Below are 14886 nucleotides of genomic sequence, written 5' to 3'. Positions count from 1 at the left end.
CCTCCGGTTTGCTTTCGGTCCGGAAGGGGCGCCGTCGCGTGCCTTGCCCCGGCCGGCCACACCCGACCGGCACAACGGTCATCGCTGCGGGCACCCCGAGCCCGCGCACGCTCACCGTTCCCCCTTCTTGGCCCCTTGTGGAGGCACCATGTCGACCCCGCCGGCAGTTGGCACACCGGCCGATCCGGTCTCGGCCGTCGAACGACGCGAGCGCCGCCCCGGCCTCGCGCTGGCCGTGATCCTGGCCTGCCAGTTGATGGTCATCCTGGACGCGACCATCGTCAACATCGCACTGCCGGACATGCAGGAGGCCCTGGACTTCTCACCCACCGGCCTGACCTGGATCATCAACTCGTACACGCTCGCCTTCGGCGGGCTGCTCCTGCTCGGCGGGCGCGCCGGCGACATCCTCGGGCGCCGCAAGGTCTTCATCGCCGGCATCGCGCTGTTCACGCTCGCGTCGCTGGTCGGCGGCTTCGCCAACTCCGAGGCGATGTTGCTCACCGCCCGCGCCTTCCAGGGCGTGGGCGCCGCGTTCGCCGCGCCCAGCACCCTCGCGCTGTTGAACACCAACTTCGAGGGTCCCGCCCGCGCCAAGGCGCTCGCCGTCTACTCGGCGGTGTCCGGCGCGGGCATGGCCTTCGGCCTGGTCTTCGGCGGCCTGCTCACCGACGCCACCTCCTGGCGCGCGGTGTTGTTCATCAACGTGCCCATCGGCATCGGCATCCTCGCCCTGGCACCGCTGTACATCCGCCAGCCCGAGCGCCACCCCGGCCGCTTCGACATCCTGGGCGCGGTCACCTCGACCGCGGGCATGGTCGCCCTGGTCTACGGCTGCATCCGGGCCGCCTCCGACGGCTGGAGCGACGGTCTGACCATCGGCGCGCTCGTCCTGGCCGGGGTGCTGCTCACCGCGTTCATCGCGATCGAGTCCAAGGCCGCGCAGCCGATCACCCCGCTGCGCCTGCTCGCGCACCGCAACCGGGCCGGCGCGTACCTGAACATGCTGCTGCTGCCCGCCACCATGTTCGCGATCTTCTTCTTCCTCACCCAGTTCCTGCAGACCGTGATGGGCTACAGCCCGCTCAAGGCCGGCTGCGCGTTCCTGCCGATGGCGCTGTGCCAGTTCGCCTTCGCCCGGGCAACACCCAAGCTGCTGCCCAAGTTCGGCCCCAAGCCGATCCTGGTCTTCGGCGGCGTCCTGGTCGCGCTGGGCATCCTGTGGCTGACGCAGATCGACGACTCCAGCAGCTACGCGGGCGGCGTGGTCGGACCGATGCTGCTGTTCGGCATCGGCTCGGGACTGAGCTTCATGCCACTGAACATGATCATCCTGTCCGAGGTCCCGCCCAAGGACGCGGGCGCCGCCTCCGGCCTGCTCCAGGCCCTCCAGCAGGTCGGCGCGAGCCTGGGTCTGGCCATCCTGGCCACCATCTCCGGCACCGCGAGCAAGAACGCCGCCGAGCACCCGCCGGCCGGCCTCGATCCCGAACAGACCGCACACCACGTGCTCACCGAAGGCATCTCCACCGCGGCCATCGGCGCGGCGGTCTTCGCGGTCGGCGCACTCGTCGTGTCGATCTTCGTGATCCGCCCCAAACCCCCCGCCCCCAAGCCCGCCGCCTGAACCGCGTCCCGTGCCGCGTCCGGCGCCGACCGGCCCTTCGGAAGGAACTTCCCGCATGACGGACACAAGCAGTCGACTTCCCCTGTCGGTGCTGGACTTCGCACCCGTGGCCAGCGGTGCCTCGGCCGCCCAGGCACTGCGCGACACCGTTCGGATCGCGCAGAGCGTGGACCGACTCGGGTATCTGCGCTACTGGATGGCCGAACACCACAACGCGCCCAACATCGCGAGCTGCTCGCCGCCGTTGATGATCGGTCGGATCGCCGCGGCCACCTCGCGGTTGCGGGTGGGTTCGGGCGGGGTGATGTTGCCCAACCACGCCCCGCTGGTGGTCGCCGAGCAGTTCGGCACCCTGGAGGCGCTGCACCCCGACCGGATCGACCTGGGCATCGGCCGGGCCTCGGGCACCGATCCGATCACCGCCCGGGCGCTGCGCCGCAGTTCCGACCCCGGTGACGACTTCCCGCAGCGCTTTGCCGAACTCCTGGACTACTTCGAGTCGCCCGCACACGGCGGCCCGATCTCCCCGGTCAGCGCGATCCCGGCGGAGGGCAACCGGCCGCCGATCTGGATGCTCGGCTCGAGCCCCTCCAGTGCCCGGATGGCCGGCATGCTCGGCCTGCCGTTCGCGTTCGCACACCACTTCAGCGCGGAGAACACCATTCCGGCGTTGGCCACCTACCGGGAGAACTTCCGTCCGTCGGCCGACCTGGACCACCCCTACGCCATCGTCGCGGCCATCGTGATCGTCGCCGAGACGCAGGAGCGGGCGGAGTGGCTGGCCGGACCGATGGGGCTGTCGTCGCTGCTCCAGCGCACCAGCGGGATCACCGGGCCCTACCCCAGCCCGGAATACGCCGAGGCCTTCGAATACAGCCCGGATGAGCGGGAGTTCGTCCGTCAGCGGATAGCGGCGCACCTGGTCGGCGGACGGCACGACATCGCGGCCAAGATCGACGCGTTCGTCGACCGCACCGGCGCCGACGAACTCATGGCGCTGACCCTGGTGCACGGTGTCGACGACCGCATCCGCTCGTTCGAGATCCTCGCCGAAGCGACCGGACTGGTGCCCTCGGCGCACTCGGCCGACTCGCTGACCCGCTGACCCCCCGACCCCCTGACCCGGGTCGCTCGACCCCCCGGTCGCTCGCCCCGACCGGCCGCCCGACCCGCCGGCCGGCCGGTGAACCGACCCGCGAACCCGGTTGCGTCGCGGGCGGCGGGGCAGCGATACCACCAGACCGCTCGACGGCCCGACCCCGGCCGCCGGGCGCTCCGTGCCCGCCCGCCTCCATCCCCGTGAGCGGGCGGGCACCAGCCCCGGTCCGGCGCGCGTGCGGGTCTCAGGCCGCCGGACCGGGGGCCATGTGCTTGTCGAACCAGGCCGGCAGCCGGGCGCAGTGGTCGATCACGGCCGGGAAGGCGCGCACTCCGTGGCCCTCCCGGGGATACACCACGAGCGTCGACTCCACGCCCGCCTCCACCAGCGCGCGATGGAACTCCCGGGCCTGCCCGGCGGGCGTGCAGCGGTCCAACGCGCCCGCCGTCACCAGGGTGGGCGTGCGCACGCTCGCCGCAAAGCGCAGCGGGCTGCGCTCGACGTAGCGGCCGGTGTACGAGAGCGGTTCGTTGGCCAGGAAGATCCGGTCGAAGTGCGGGATGTCGGAGGTGTGGTGCTGCGAGATCCAGTCGGTGACCGGGGCGGTCGGCGCCGCCGCCGCGAACCGCGCGTCCTGGGTGATCAGCCACGCCGACATGAACCCGCCGCACGAACCGCCCATCACGCCGAGGCGAGCCGGATCGGCGATGCCCCGGGCGACCATCGCGTCGATCCCGGACAGGATGTCCCCGGTGTCCGCGCCGCCCATGTCGCCGAACACCCCTTCGACGAACCGCTGTCCGCGCCCGGAACTGCCGCGCGGATTGGGGTGCAGCACCGCGTATCCCCGGCTCACCAGCAACGGCGTGCCCTGGAAGGCCGACGACCAACTGTTGCGGAAGCTCCAGACCGGGCCGCCGTGCAGATGGGTCACCAGCGGATACGGCCCCGGGCCCGCCGGTCGGCACAGGATCCCCTGGATCTCCAGGCCGTCGGGGGCGGTCCAGCTCACCGCCTCGGCGATGCCCGCCCGCTCCCTCACGTGCTCCGCGCCCGGATGGCTCAGTGACGCGATCGTGCGTACCGACTGCCCTGCCACGACCGCCAGTTCCGGATAGCGATCGTAGCCGTGCCGCACTCCGGCGTGCCCGTGCACGGAGAAGGAGAGCTCGGGGTAGCGGCCACCGAAGGTCTCGGTGCCGCGGCAGAGTTCGGTGACCTTGCCGGAGGTGCGGTCGTACTCGCCGACCACCGTGTCCAGCCCGGCTATGCCGGCCCACCCGAGCCGGTCCTCGTCGAGCCAGCCGGTCGAGGTGACGTCCACGCCGTTCGTGTCGATCCGCACCGCGTCCGTCGCGGCCCCGGAGCGATCCACCGCGAGCAGCACCAGGTCCCCGGCGACCACCTGGCGATCGGAGCACAACGCCTCCACCACGGCCACCGCACGTCCCGACGGTGTCGCGGACGGCACCCCGAACTGCCGCTCACCCGTGCGCAGTACGGTCTGCCTACCGTCGGCCCGGGCGATCCGCCGCAGGTCGGCGGTGTACCAGCCCTCCTCGCCCGCCTGCGGGCTCGTCACGCAGACCAGCGCGTCGGGACCGCCGGAAGTGCTGTTCGACGGTGTCGAAGTACTCGGGAGTCAACACGATCTCCATTCGGTGGTTCGGACGCGCCCGACGGTCGCCCGACTGCCGCCCGGCGGTGTTCCGACGCGGAGTCGGCGAACACCCGCCGGGCGACCGCCGGAAAGCGAGGCGGAACACAATCGGAAGCGATGAGGAGCCTGGCGGGGAAGCGATGGGGAGCACGGTGGGAAGGCGATGAGGAATGCGGTGGGAAGGCGTTCGAGAGTGCGGGTGCGAAGGCGATACGGAAGGCCCGACGACGTGCCGGTTACCGGCGGCACGAAGGCATCAGCCGAACACCGTCCCGGAGTTGGCCGTGTTGACGCTGCGCCGACGGGAGAACGCGCCCAGGTCGATCGGCTCGCCGGTGTGTACGCCGACGAACCGCACCGGTTTCGCGTCGTGATCGATCCCGCTCTCCACGCCCTCGATCAGGGTCGCCATCAACTGCCCCACCAGCGGCGCGTTCTTGAACTGGTTGCCGCTGGTGCCCATCGCCACATAGAAGCCGTCCAGGTCGGTGCGGTCGTAGATCGGCGTCCAGTCGTCGGCGACGTCGTACACCCCGGCGATGCCGCGCGGCCGATTGGGCACGGTCAGCCCGGTCAGCCGCCGGGCCGCGCGGGTCACCTGCGCCTCGAAGACGTCCGGCGTCGGGTTCGGGTCGGCGGCGTCGGGGTCGTCGAGCCATTGGAGCGGGTCGCACTCCGGCTCGGTGCCGCCCACGAGCAGTCCGCCGTCGACCTCGCCGCGCAGGTACACGCCCAGGTCCAGATCCGCCACGGTGACCCCGGCCGCCCCCTCCGGGTTGTAGCCGGCGGGCGCCCGCAGGTATCCGACCTCCTGCCGCATCGGCCGCACGCCGATGGTGAAGTCGGCACCCACCCCGGCCAGTTCGTTGACCCGGCCGGACCACGGACCGGCCGCGTTGACCACGGTCGGGCAGGCCACCACCGTGCCGTCGTCCAAGGTCACGCCGACCACCCGGTCGCCGGTCGAGCGCACCGCGACCACGGTCCGCCGGAACCGGAACTCGGCGCCGTACCGCGTCGCCGCCGCGGCCAGGTTCTGCGCGGCCAGTTGCGGATCGCTGATGTAGCCCGCGTCGGGCGTGAAGACCGCACCGAGCGTGCCGGCCGGCTCCGCCCAGAAGTCCTCGTCGTCCAGGCGCTTGGGCGGCCCGTACCGCCCGGTGTCCAGGCCCGGGATCCTGGCCGCCAGGGTGTCGGCGTCCCACTCCTCGTAGGGCACCCCGACCGCGTCGAACAGCGGCAGGTAGGCGCCGCGCGGCGCGGCGTCCACGTCGAGCAGGGCCAGGCCGCAGCGTACGAACCGGACCGGGTCGCCGACGTCGCAGCCCAGGTGCTCGCGCCAGGCGCGCCAGCAGAACTGCGCCTCCCACGACGCGGCCACCCCGGCGTGCGTGGAGAAGTTGAATCGGATGACGGCGCTGGAAGCGCCGGTGGAGCCCAGGCCGACCCCGCCGGCCTTGTCCACCACGAGCACCCGTCGTCCGGCTCTGGCCAGTTCGAGCGCGATCGACGCGCCGATCACCCCTGCTCCGACCACCACGACGTCCGTGTTCATCCGGGTTTCCTCCCTGGCGATGCGGCGGCACGCGGACGGGTGCCCGGTGGGTCGTCCCGGTCCGTGTCACCGCTCCAGTCTGACCGGCGGACCGCTCCGGGGCAGTCGACCACCGTCGCGGATCGCGACCGGTCGATGCGACGATCGTCGCGCCCCCGGCCGGGTCCGCGCCCCGGGCGGGGCGTGGTCGCGGCCCGGCCCGTGCTCCAAGCGGGGCGTACTCCGGCCCGACCGTCGACCGCACGGCGCGCACGGAGGAGGTCCGATGGGTGACGACGATCTGCAATCCCTGGTCGACGAGCTCTCCGAGCGCCTGCAGCGGTCCGTGGCGATCGACGACGCGGGCATCCGGTTGTTGGCCGCCAGTCGACACTTCGGCGACGAGGACGCGGTCCGGGTGGCCTCGGTGCTGAACCGGTCGGTGCGGCCCGAGATCGCCGACCGGGTGCCGGCCCAGGGAATCGCCGGTTGGACCCGACCGGGCCGGGTGCTGATCGACGTCGCGGGCACCCGGCCGCGCTGGTGTGCGCCGATCCGCTGCGACGGGCTGCTGCTGGGCTACCTGTGGTTGATCGACGACGCGCCGCCCGCGACCGAGGCGCAGCTCGCCCTGGCCGAGGCGGCGGCCGGGCGGGCCGGCGTCGTGCTGTACCGGCGGTTGTTGTTGCGCGAGCGGGTCAAGGCCCGGCACGAGGCGATCCTCCGCGAGCTGGTCGGGTCCGATCCGGCCGGTCGGCTCCAGGCCGCCGCGGATCTGCGCGCCGAGCAGGTGTTCACCGAGGGGGCCGGCCCGTTCCGGGTGATCGCGGCGCAGTGCGTCGAAGAGCCGGGAGCCACGGACGGCTCGCGCGAGGTCGCGCTGGCCGCGGCGGTCGAGGACGGCCTGCGGGCGCTCCCGGAGCGGGGCCGGCTGATGGTCGCCCAGCGCTCGCGGGCCTAAATCCTGCTGGTGCCGCCGGCCGCCGCGGCGGCGGAGCTGCCGGACGTGCTCGGTGCGCGGATCACCGCCAGGTTCCGGGGTCTGACCCACGGCGCCGGACGGGTGGTCGTCGGGGTCGGCGCGCCGGTGGATCGCCTCGACCTGGTGCCGGATTCGTACCGGCAGGCGCTGCCGGCCGTGCGCGCGACGCTGCTGGTGCCCGGCCTGGGCGACATCGCGCGCAGTGGTGCGCTGGGGCCCTACGACCTGCTTCTGCGGCTGCCCGCAGCGGAGCTGCGCGCGGCGGCTCGGGTGCCGGCCCTGGTCGCGCTGGAGCGGGCGGACGCTCACGGGGTGCTGCTGCCGACACTGGCCGCCTTCCTCGACCACGCCGGCGATGTACGGCGCACCGCCGCGTTGTTGTGCGTGCACCGGGCGACGTTGTACCACCGGCTGCGTCGGATCGAGGCGCTCACCGGCTGCCGGCTGGACCACGGCGACGACCGGCTGACCCTGCATCTGGGCCTCAAACTCCGCGCCCCGGCCGGTCCGGACCGGCCCGACGCCGAGTGACCCCGTGGCTGCCGGGACGGGCGGGGGGCGGGACGCGAGGGGTTCCGCCGCAAGATATCTTGATGTCGAGCAATGTTGCGGACATGGAGCGGAGCATCCTGTGACTGACCCGACCATCATCTATACGCACACCGACGAGGCCCCGGCCCTGGCGACGTATTCGTTCCTGCCCGTGGTCCAGGCGTACGCGGCGACGGCCGGGGTCAAGGTGGAGACCCGTGACATCTCCCTGGCCGGGCGGATCATCGCCCACTTCCCCGACCACCTGAAGGCGGACCAGCGGCTCGAGGACGCGCTCGCCGAGCTCGGTGACCTGGCCAAGACGCCCGAGGCCAACATCATCAAGCTGCCGAACGTCTCGGCCTCGATCCCGCAGCTCAAGGCGGCCATCGCCGAGCTTCGCGAGCAGGGCTACGCGCTTCCGGACTACCCGGACGACCCGAAGACCGACGAGGAGAAGGACGTCCGGGCGCGCTACGGCAAGACCCTGGGCAGCGCGGTCAACCCGGTCCTTCGCGAGGGCAACTCGGACCGCCGCGCCCCCGCGTCGGTCAAGAACTACGTCCGGGCGCACCCGCACCGCATGGGCGTGTGGACGGCCGACTCGAAGACCAACGTCGCGCACATGGTCGCCGACGACTTCCGCTCCACCGAGAAGTCCGCCGTGATCGCCGAGCCGGGCTCGCTGCGCATCGAGCTGGTGGCCGAGGACGGCACCACCACCGTGCTGCGCGAGTCGGTACCGGTGCTGGCGGGCGAGGTCGTGGACGCCTCGGTGATGCGCGCGGCGGCGCTGCGCGAGTTCCTCGCCGCGCAGGTGGCCCGGGCCAAGGCCGAGGGTGTGCTGCTGTCGGTGCACCTGAAGGCCACCATGATGAAGGTCTCCGACCCGATCATCTTCGGCCACGCGGTCCGCGCCTACTTCCCGCAGACCTTCGCCGAGCACGGCGACGCGCTCGCGGCGGCCGGTCTGAGCCCCAACGACGGTCTCGGCGCGATCCTCAAGGGTCTCGAGTCGCTTCCGGACGGCGCGCGGATCAAGGCGTCCTTCGACGCCGAGCTGGCCTCCGGCCCGGCGCTGGCGATGGTCGACTCCGACCGGGGCATCACCAACCTGCACGTGCCCAGCGACGTGATCGTGGACGCCTCGATGCCGGCCATGATCCGTACCTCCGGTCACATGTGGGGCGCGGACGGCAAGGAGGCCGACACCCTGGCCGTGCTGCCGGACAGCAGCTACGCAGGCGTGTACCAGGTCGTCATCGAGGACTGCCGCAAGAACGGCGCCTACGACCCGGCCACGATGGGCTCGGTGCCCAACGTCGGTCTGATGGCGCAGAAGGCCGAGGAGTACGGCAGCCACGACAAGACCTTCGAGATCCCCACCGCGGGCATCGTGCGGGTCGTCGACGGCGCGGGCACCGCGGTCCTGGAGCAGGTCGTCGGCGCGGGTGACATCTTCCGGATGTGCCAGACCAAGGACGCGCCGATCAAGGACTGGGTCAAGCTGGCCGTCACCCGCGCCCGCGCGACCGGCAGCCCGGCGGTGTTCTGGCTGGACGAGGGCCGCGCGCACGACGCGAACCTGATCGCGAAGGTCCGCGCGTACCTGCCCGAGCACGACACCGAGGGCCTGACCATCGAGATCATGTCGCCGGTCGAGGCGACCGCGTACTCGCTGGAGCGCATCCGTCGCGGCGAGGACACCATCTCGGTGACCGGCAACGTGCTGCGCGACTACCTCACCGACCTGTTCCCGATCCTGGAGCTGGGCACGAGCGCGAAGATGCTCTCGGTCGTCCCGCTGATGGACGGCGGCGGCCTGTTCGAGACCGGCGCCGGCGGCTCGGCGCCCAAGCACGTGCAGCAGTTGGTCAAGGAGAACTACCTGCGCTGGGACAGCCTGGGCGAGTTCCTCGCGCTCGCGGTCAGCTTCGAGCACCTCGCCCAGTCCGTGGGCAACGCCCGTGCCCAGGTGCTGGCCGACACGCTCGACCGCGCCACCGGCACCTTCCTGGACAACGACAAGTCGCCCAGCCGCCGGCTCGGTGGCATCGACAACCGGGGCAGCCACTTCTTCCTGGCGTTGTACTGGGCCCAGGAGCTGGCCGCGCAGACCGAGGACGCGGCGCTCGCCGAGGCGTTCGCGGGCCTGGCCCGGACGCTGACCGAGCAGCAGGAGACGATCGTCGCCGAACTGATCGCGGTACAGGGCTCGCCCGCCGACATCGGCGGCTACTACCGTCCCGACCCGGCCAAGGCGTCGGCCGTGATGCGCCCGTCGGCCACCTTCAACGAGGCCATCGCCTCGCTGGGCTGACCCGTTCGGGGCGGGCCGACCTCCTCGGGGTCGGCCCGATCCCCGCGAACCCGGGCCGACACCCTCGAACCCGGGCCGACACCCTCGAACCGCCCCGACCGGCACTGCGCCCGGTCGGGGCGGTTCGGCGTCTCCCGTGCCGGGAGTGGCCGAACCGGCGCTCAGTCGACGGTCACCGGGTGGCGCACGACCGCGTCGAAGAAGTAGCCCTGGGTGTTGAACGTCGAACGATCGGGCTGCACCCGCCCCGAGGTGTCGCTCGCCCGGGCGAGCAGTTCCGTCGGGCCGCCGGTGGTGGGCTGCCAGTCCACGCTCCAGCGCACCCAGCCGTCCCGACGCGGCCGGTCCCGCAGCCGCGCGCGGCGCCAGGTCGCGCCGCCGTCCGTGCTGACGTCCACCCGGCGTATGCCGCCCGCGCCGGACCAGGAGCGGCCGTCCAGACGGTGCGTGACGTGCGGCGCGAAGCGGGCACCCGTGGGCAGTTCGAAGGCGCTCTTGAGGGTCTGTCGGGTCAGCGGCGCGCTGCCGCCCTCGGGGTGGGCGGGCCCGAACAGCCGGTAGAAGTCGGTGTTCCACGGCGAGTAGAGCGGCTGCGCGGAGACCTCGATGTCGCCGACCCACTTGATCGAGGAGATGCCCACCCACGACGGCACGACCACCCGCACCGGCGCACCGTGATCGGCGGTCAGCGGCTCGCCGTTCATCTCGTACGCGAGCAGCACGTCGTCGAGCGCCTTGGCCAACGGCAACGGCCGGCGGACCCGGCCGAGGTTGACGCCGCCGGTGACGTACTCCTCGTCCAGCCCTCGCGGCAGCACGTCCACCGCCTCGCGGCGCAGACCCGCGCGGCGCAGCACGTCCGACAGCCGCGCGCCGCGCCACCGGGCCACGCCGATCGCGCCGAGCGTCCAGGCGGTGCCGGCCACCGACTCGCCCTGTTGCGAGGTGTAGAAGCTGCGGCCGTTGCCGGCGCACTCGATGGCGGCCGAATGGGTGTGGGCGGGCAGTCGGCGCAGGTCGGCCAGGTCGAGTTCGATCGCGTGGGCCTGGTCGGCGGACCCGCGCAGGCCGCTCCCCCACAGCCGCAACCGCCAGTCCCGCGTGGACAGTTGCGGTGTCGAGGTGTGGTTGCGCACGAAGAACCGGTCGACCGGGGTGTGATAGCCGCTCCCGCGCAACGCGTGGAAGTTGGTCTCCGCGTTGGTGCCCCGGATGGTGAACAGCTCGGGTGGCAGCGGCTTGACGATCCCCGGGGCCGCGAGGGCACTTCCGGCGGCGGGCGGCGCGGCCGGCGCGGAGGTCGGGCTCGCGTCGGTGGGGGCGGCAGGGGCGGTGGGAGCGGTCGGGTCGGCCGCGTACGCGGTGCCCGCGGGCAGCGCGGTGAGTACGCCCGCCGCGCCGAGCAGCTTGAGCAGTTCGCGTCTGGGCACCCCGTCGGCGCGGGCGGTTCCGCCGATCCACTGCCGCAACCGGTGTCGGTCGTACGAGACTTCGCTGATCGGTGTCATCGAGGCTTCCTCTGCTGAGGGGACGTCGGGAGGCGCGCGCGGACATCCGGGCGCGGCGGTGCGTCGATCGCGCGGAGAAGGTCGGATCAACAACAGCGACAACGCGGCACGGCGACGCGCGAAGGCGCGTTCATGCTGGTGCGGCGGTGGCCGAGGATCACAGCGCGATGCTAGAGGACCCGACCGCGAACCGTCGACGGCCGGCCGGCGGCAGATCCGGTCCCGGGCTCGGCCCTCCGCCGCGGCCGGGGGTCACCGCGCGGCGCCGCGGCCGTGCCGACGTGGTGGAGCCGGAGCGATGCGTCCCCGGCGCCCGGGCCGTCGGCGAGGCGCCGTCGGCCCCGGGCCGCGTCCGGGTTTCGGCCGCCGAGGCGATGGGCGCGGCGGCCGGGCGATGGGCCTCAGCTCCCGGCCAGCGGCCAGGCGTCCACGTCGCGGTAATGGATCGGGCCCGGGCCCCGGCCGAAGTTGCTGCCGACCAGGTGCAGTCGGCGCGCCGACCAGCGGCGGCCGACGAAGTCCGCCAGTTCGCGCGCGGCGGCCCCGATGCCGTCGGGGTTGTCCCGACGGGCCCGGGCCAGCGTCAGGTGCGCGCGCAGCGGGCGGTCCTCCCACACGACGCCGCCCGCCCGGACCACGCCGCGAACCGCGTCGGCCAGCGTGTGCAGCGCCGCCAGGTCGCCGCGCACGTCGCTCCACAGGACCCGCTCGTCGAACTGCCCGGCGCCGCGCAGTTCCAGGTCGACCGGCCGGGTCGAGGCGGCGACCTCGGCCAGCGGCGCGCGCAGGGCCTCGACCACGTCCAGGGCCACCTCGCCGAGGAAGGCGAGGGTGATGTGCCAGTCCTCGATCCGGTTCCAGCGCAGCCGCGGATGCGCGGCGTGCACCGGCCGCAGCGCCCGGGCCAGTTCGTCCTTGGCATCGTCCGGCGGGGCGAGCGCCACAAACAGTCGTACGGTCCTGGGCGGCGTCGGGGCATCGTCGATCACAGGTGATTTCGTACCGCATCACCGCCGACCATCGCGCGCCGGCCCCCGCGCGCCGGCCCACCGACACGGCCGAAATCGCGCCGGGACGCACTCGCCCCGGCCACCCGCCGCGACCCGACGCACCGCGCGTGCGACCCCGCTCCGTCGTCCGGGTCGCGCGCTTCCCCGGCCGACGAACCCACCGTCGGTCACGCGCTACCCGGACGCGCCGGCGCTCGCACGTCTGCGGCCCGCCGCCCCCGTTCTCCCGGCGGGCCGGCCCGGCGAACGGTTCGACACTGCGGGTCCGGGGCGGCCGGCGGGAAGGTGATCCGCGTGTCCCGGACGGCGACCGCGTGTCCCGGCTGGTCACGGCGCCGACCGGAACACGTTCCGAACGGGACGGGACAGGGGTCCGGACCGGACGCCGATCCGAGGGCCGTCGCGGACCGGCTGCCGGCCCCTCCGCGGAATCGATCGATTCGGGTCCGGATTATCGCTTTTCTGGGACTCCCCGACCCGTCGAACTGCCGGCACGATGGGTGCCGAATCAGCTACGGCGAGTGTGTGTCGGTGCGAACGAACGGGAGACTCGTGACACGGCGTGACGACAGTGCTCCACAACCGGACTCCGCGACCACGGCGGCGGAGTACGTGGCCGCGTTGCGTGCCCTGCGCGAGTGGTCGGCGCTGACGTACCGTCAACTGGCGGCCAAGGCCGAGGCGTCCGGGCATGTACTGCCCGCCAGCACGGTGGCCGCGGCGCTCGGTCGCAGCACGCTGCCCAGAGCCGATCTGGTCGAGGCGCTGGTGTTCGCCTGCGGACTGGACGCCGACGCCGCCGCGCGCTGGATCGCGGTCCGCGAGGATCTCGCGGCGGGACGCGTCGCCGAACGCCGGGTGGTCGAACCGCCCGAGCCGGCCGCCGGTTCGGCGGACGAACCGCCGCCGGGACCGTGGTGGCGTCGCCGCGGCGCGGTGCCGATGGTGATCGGCGTGGTCGTCGTGCTGATCGCGATCGGCTCGGTTCTCGCCGTCCGCCACTACTCCGACGACCAGGACGTCTCCCGCCTCGCCGACGGCCGATACCTGGTCAAGCCCGGCCAGATCGTCGACCAGTCGCTGTGCCTGGGTGAGGGCCCCGAGCGCAACGGGCGCACCGACCGGCCGTTGGCCGTGCAACGCCCGTGTGCGGGTCTGGTCCCGGACACCTACCTCAAGGCGCTGGCCCCGGACGTCTACCAGATCGAGTGGCGCCATCCGGTGGAGGGCGTCGGCTGCCTGCGCGTGGACGAGGCGTTGTTGACCCCGGGCGCGCTGCTCAGCCCCGGCGTATGCACGGGTGCCGCCAACGAGCGCTTTCTGATCGAACCGGCCGACCCGCTCCTGCCCGGGCTCTTTCGGCTCCGGCCGGTGCACAGCGGCCTGTGCGTCGGGATCCTCGGCGGCCCCGCCGAGATCTCGATCGGGGCCGAGGCCGCGCAGGCCGGCTGCTCGGGCACGGCCGACCAGCGCTTCCGGTTCGAGCGCGTACCGGACCGCGAGAAGCGCTGAGCCCCGGGCGGGCTTCGCGCGGATCGAGGGCCGGGTCAGGCGGGCAGGTTCGGGTGGCCGATGCCCTCGAACGGCTTGATCCGGACGATCGGTTCCCGGCCGCCGCGCTGCGGCACGGTCTGCACGGTGCCCCAGGGTCGGTCCGGGAGGGTCACGGTGAAGGAATAGGTGTTCGCGCAGCCGGTGCAGTCGTACCGGTCCTGCCAGAGCTCGACGTCGGTGTCGCTGCCGGGGATCCGGGCGGCGTGCCGGTAGGTCGCGTGGCAGCGGGTGCAGCGCTCGCCGGGGGCGCAGGTGCCGCCGCACGGACAGGGCAGATCGAGGCTCTCGGCGGGCTCCCAGTAGCGGGTGGCCAGCGCCGCGGCGGTCCGCGCGTCGGGGGCCTTGGACCCGCGCGGAACGGTCATCCGCCGGGCGGCGACGACGTACGACTCGCCGGAGGCGGCCATCCGGCCTCGGATCACGCCCTTGCGGACTCGGTTGGTGGTCATGGTTCCTCCGGCGATTGCCCACGGATCGGGTGTCGGGTACGGCCGGCGACGCGGACGGGACCTCGGGACGTCGGACCCGCGTGGGCGGGGCCGCCGTACCTCACGATATCCGCCCTTCGCGGCGAGCCCGAATCCCGGCGGCGCGATCAGCCCGGACGCACCGCCCGGGGACCGGTCACCTCGGCGGCGAACGCGCGCACCCTCTCCCGCAGGTCGCGGTCGGCGGTCACCACGAGGCAACGACGCGCGGGCGTTCTCGCGTACTCGGCCGCGACGAACTCGACGATGCGGTCGTCACCGCTGCCCGAGGCGCGCAGGACCCGAACGCCGGGCACCTCGGCGACTCCGCCGGCCGCGCCCTCGACCACCAGGACCACGTCCAACGGCCCGCGCCGCGCCCACTCCGGCACGGAGCCGCCACCGGGCAACCCCGCCGCCGCCATCCCCGCCAACGCGTCCCGCAACCGCTCGGTGGCCCCGTGCCGATCCCGCCACCACCCGTCCGGCACCGCCCCCACCACATTCGCCCCATCCACCACCACCACACCACCGCCCATCCCCCCATCCTGCCCACCCCCACCCCCCACAACAGCCCGACACAGCGACAACGCG

The 14886-nt window shown here is 73.2% G+C and carries 12 protein-coding genes; 6 read left to right on the top strand and 6 right to left on the bottom strand.

Annotated features, from left to right (window positions below; all coding sequences use genetic code 11):
* Nucleotides 1-148 precede the first annotated feature (148 nt).
* Together ACWCPW_RS43815 and ACWCPW_RS43810 are read left to right on the top strand one after the other, a co-directional pair.
* Entirely contained in the window at nucleotides 149-1627 is a 1479-nt protein-coding gene (locus ACWCPW_RS43815; protein ID WP_449767215.1) for an MFS transporter, read from the top strand.
* Between the two features lie 55 nt (nucleotides 1628-1682).
* On the top strand, nucleotides 1683-2732 hold the full coding sequence (locus ACWCPW_RS43810; protein WP_449767214.1) for an LLM class flavin-dependent oxidoreductase: 1050 nt from the start codon (nucleotides 1683-1685) through the stop codon (nucleotides 2730-2732).
* Nucleotides 2733-2970: 238 nt separating this feature from the next.
* Here the strand turns inward: ACWCPW_RS43810 and ACWCPW_RS43805 are convergent, their stop codons facing one another.
* On the bottom strand, nucleotides 2971-4308 hold the full coding sequence (locus ACWCPW_RS43805) for an alpha/beta hydrolase family protein (RefSeq protein WP_449767213.1): 1338 nt from the start codon (nucleotides 4306-4308) through the stop codon (nucleotides 2971-2973).
* Nucleotides 4309-4642: 334 nt separating this feature from the next.
* Nucleotides 4643-5941 (bottom strand): NAD(P)/FAD-dependent oxidoreductase, encoded by a 1299-nt coding sequence (locus ACWCPW_RS43800; RefSeq protein ID WP_449767212.1) that lies wholly within the window; start codon nucleotides 5939-5941, stop codon nucleotides 4643-4645.
* A 265-nt stretch (nucleotides 5942-6206) separates the two neighbouring features.
* Between ACWCPW_RS43800 and ACWCPW_RS43795 the strand changes: the two genes are divergently transcribed.
* The 3 genes from ACWCPW_RS43795 (at nucleotide 6207) to ACWCPW_RS43785 (ending at nucleotide 9753) form a co-directional block, all read left to right on the top strand.
* Complete coding sequence (locus ACWCPW_RS43795; RefSeq protein WP_449767211.1) at nucleotides 6207-6881, top strand: GAF domain-containing protein; 675 nt, start codon at nucleotides 6207-6209, stop codon at nucleotides 6879-6881.
* A 9-nt stretch (nucleotides 6882-6890) separates the two neighbouring features.
* Nucleotides 6891-7433 (top strand): PucR family transcriptional regulator, encoded by a 543-nt coding sequence (locus ACWCPW_RS43790; RefSeq protein ID WP_449767210.1) that lies wholly within the window; start codon nucleotides 6891-6893, stop codon nucleotides 7431-7433.
* Nucleotides 7434-7533: 100 nt separating this feature from the next.
* Nucleotides 7534-9753, top strand: a complete 2220-nt coding sequence (locus ACWCPW_RS43785) for an NADP-dependent isocitrate dehydrogenase (protein WP_449767209.1) — start codon at nucleotides 7534-7536, stop codon at nucleotides 9751-9753.
* A 161-nt stretch (nucleotides 9754-9914) separates the two neighbouring features.
* Here ACWCPW_RS43785 and ACWCPW_RS43780 read toward each other — a convergent pair whose 3' ends face one another.
* Complete coding sequence (locus ACWCPW_RS43780; protein ID WP_449767208.1) at nucleotides 9915-11261, bottom strand: sulfite oxidase; 1347 nt, start codon at nucleotides 11259-11261, stop codon at nucleotides 9915-9917.
* 401 nt (nucleotides 11262-11662) lie between these two features.
* Complete coding sequence (thpR, locus tag ACWCPW_RS43775; protein WP_449767207.1) at nucleotides 11663-12250, bottom strand: RNA 2',3'-cyclic phosphodiesterase; 588 nt, start codon at nucleotides 12248-12250, stop codon at nucleotides 11663-11665.
* Nucleotides 12251-12823: 573 nt separating this feature from the next.
* Between thpR and ACWCPW_RS43770 the strand changes: the two genes are divergently transcribed.
* A complete protein-coding gene (locus ACWCPW_RS43770) occupies nucleotides 12824-13783 on the top strand; it encodes a hypothetical protein (RefSeq protein WP_449767206.1) in 960 nt (319 codons plus the stop codon).
* Nucleotides 13784-13818: 35 nt separating this feature from the next.
* On the opposite strand, the gene ACWCPW_RS43765 is transcribed toward ACWCPW_RS43770, so the two are convergent.
* Together ACWCPW_RS43765 and ACWCPW_RS43760 are read right to left on the bottom strand one after the other, a co-directional pair.
* On the bottom strand, nucleotides 13819-14274 hold the full coding sequence (locus tag ACWCPW_RS43765) for a hypothetical protein (RefSeq protein ID WP_449767205.1): 456 nt from the start codon (nucleotides 14272-14274) through the stop codon (nucleotides 13819-13821).
* Nucleotides 14275-14420: 146 nt separating this feature from the next.
* Nucleotides 14421-14831, bottom strand: a complete 411-nt coding sequence (locus ACWCPW_RS43760) for an NTP pyrophosphohydrolase (protein ID WP_449767204.1) — start codon at nucleotides 14829-14831, stop codon at nucleotides 14421-14423.
* Nucleotides 14832-14886 lie beyond the last annotated feature (55 nt).

The sequence above is a fragment of the Embleya sp. NPDC001921 genome, assembly GCF_053594475.1.
This window is presented reverse-complemented; position numbering and strand designations above follow the sequence as displayed.

What these genes read in the sequence shown, in the direction of transcription:
- ACWCPW_RS43815 (WP_449767215.1), top strand. Translation starts at nt 149, where the DNA reads ATGTCGACCCCGCCGGCAGTTGGCACACCGGCCGATCCGGTCTCGGCC.
- ACWCPW_RS43810 (WP_449767214.1), top strand. Translation starts at nt 1,683, where the DNA reads ATGACGGACACAAGCAGTCGACTTCCCCTGTCGGTGCTGGACTTCGCA.
- ACWCPW_RS43800 (WP_449767212.1), bottom strand. Translation starts at nt 5,941, where the DNA reads ATGAACACGGACGTCGTGGTGGTCGGAGCAGGGGTGATCGGCGCGTCG.
- ACWCPW_RS43795 (WP_449767211.1), top strand. Translation starts at nt 6,207, where the DNA reads ATGGGTGACGACGATCTGCAATCCCTGGTCGACGAGCTCTCCGAGCGC.
- ACWCPW_RS43780 (WP_449767208.1), bottom strand. Translation starts at nt 11,261, where the DNA reads ATGACACCGATCAGCGAAGTCTCGTACGACCGACACCGGTTGCGGCAG.
- ACWCPW_RS43765 (WP_449767205.1), bottom strand. Translation starts at nt 14,274, where the DNA reads ATGACCACCAACCGAGTCCGCAAGGGCGTGATCCGAGGCCGGATGGCC.
- ACWCPW_RS43760 (WP_449767204.1), bottom strand. Translation starts at nt 14,831, where the DNA reads ATGGGCGGTGGTGTGGTGGTGGTGGATGGGGCGAATGTGGTGGGGGCG.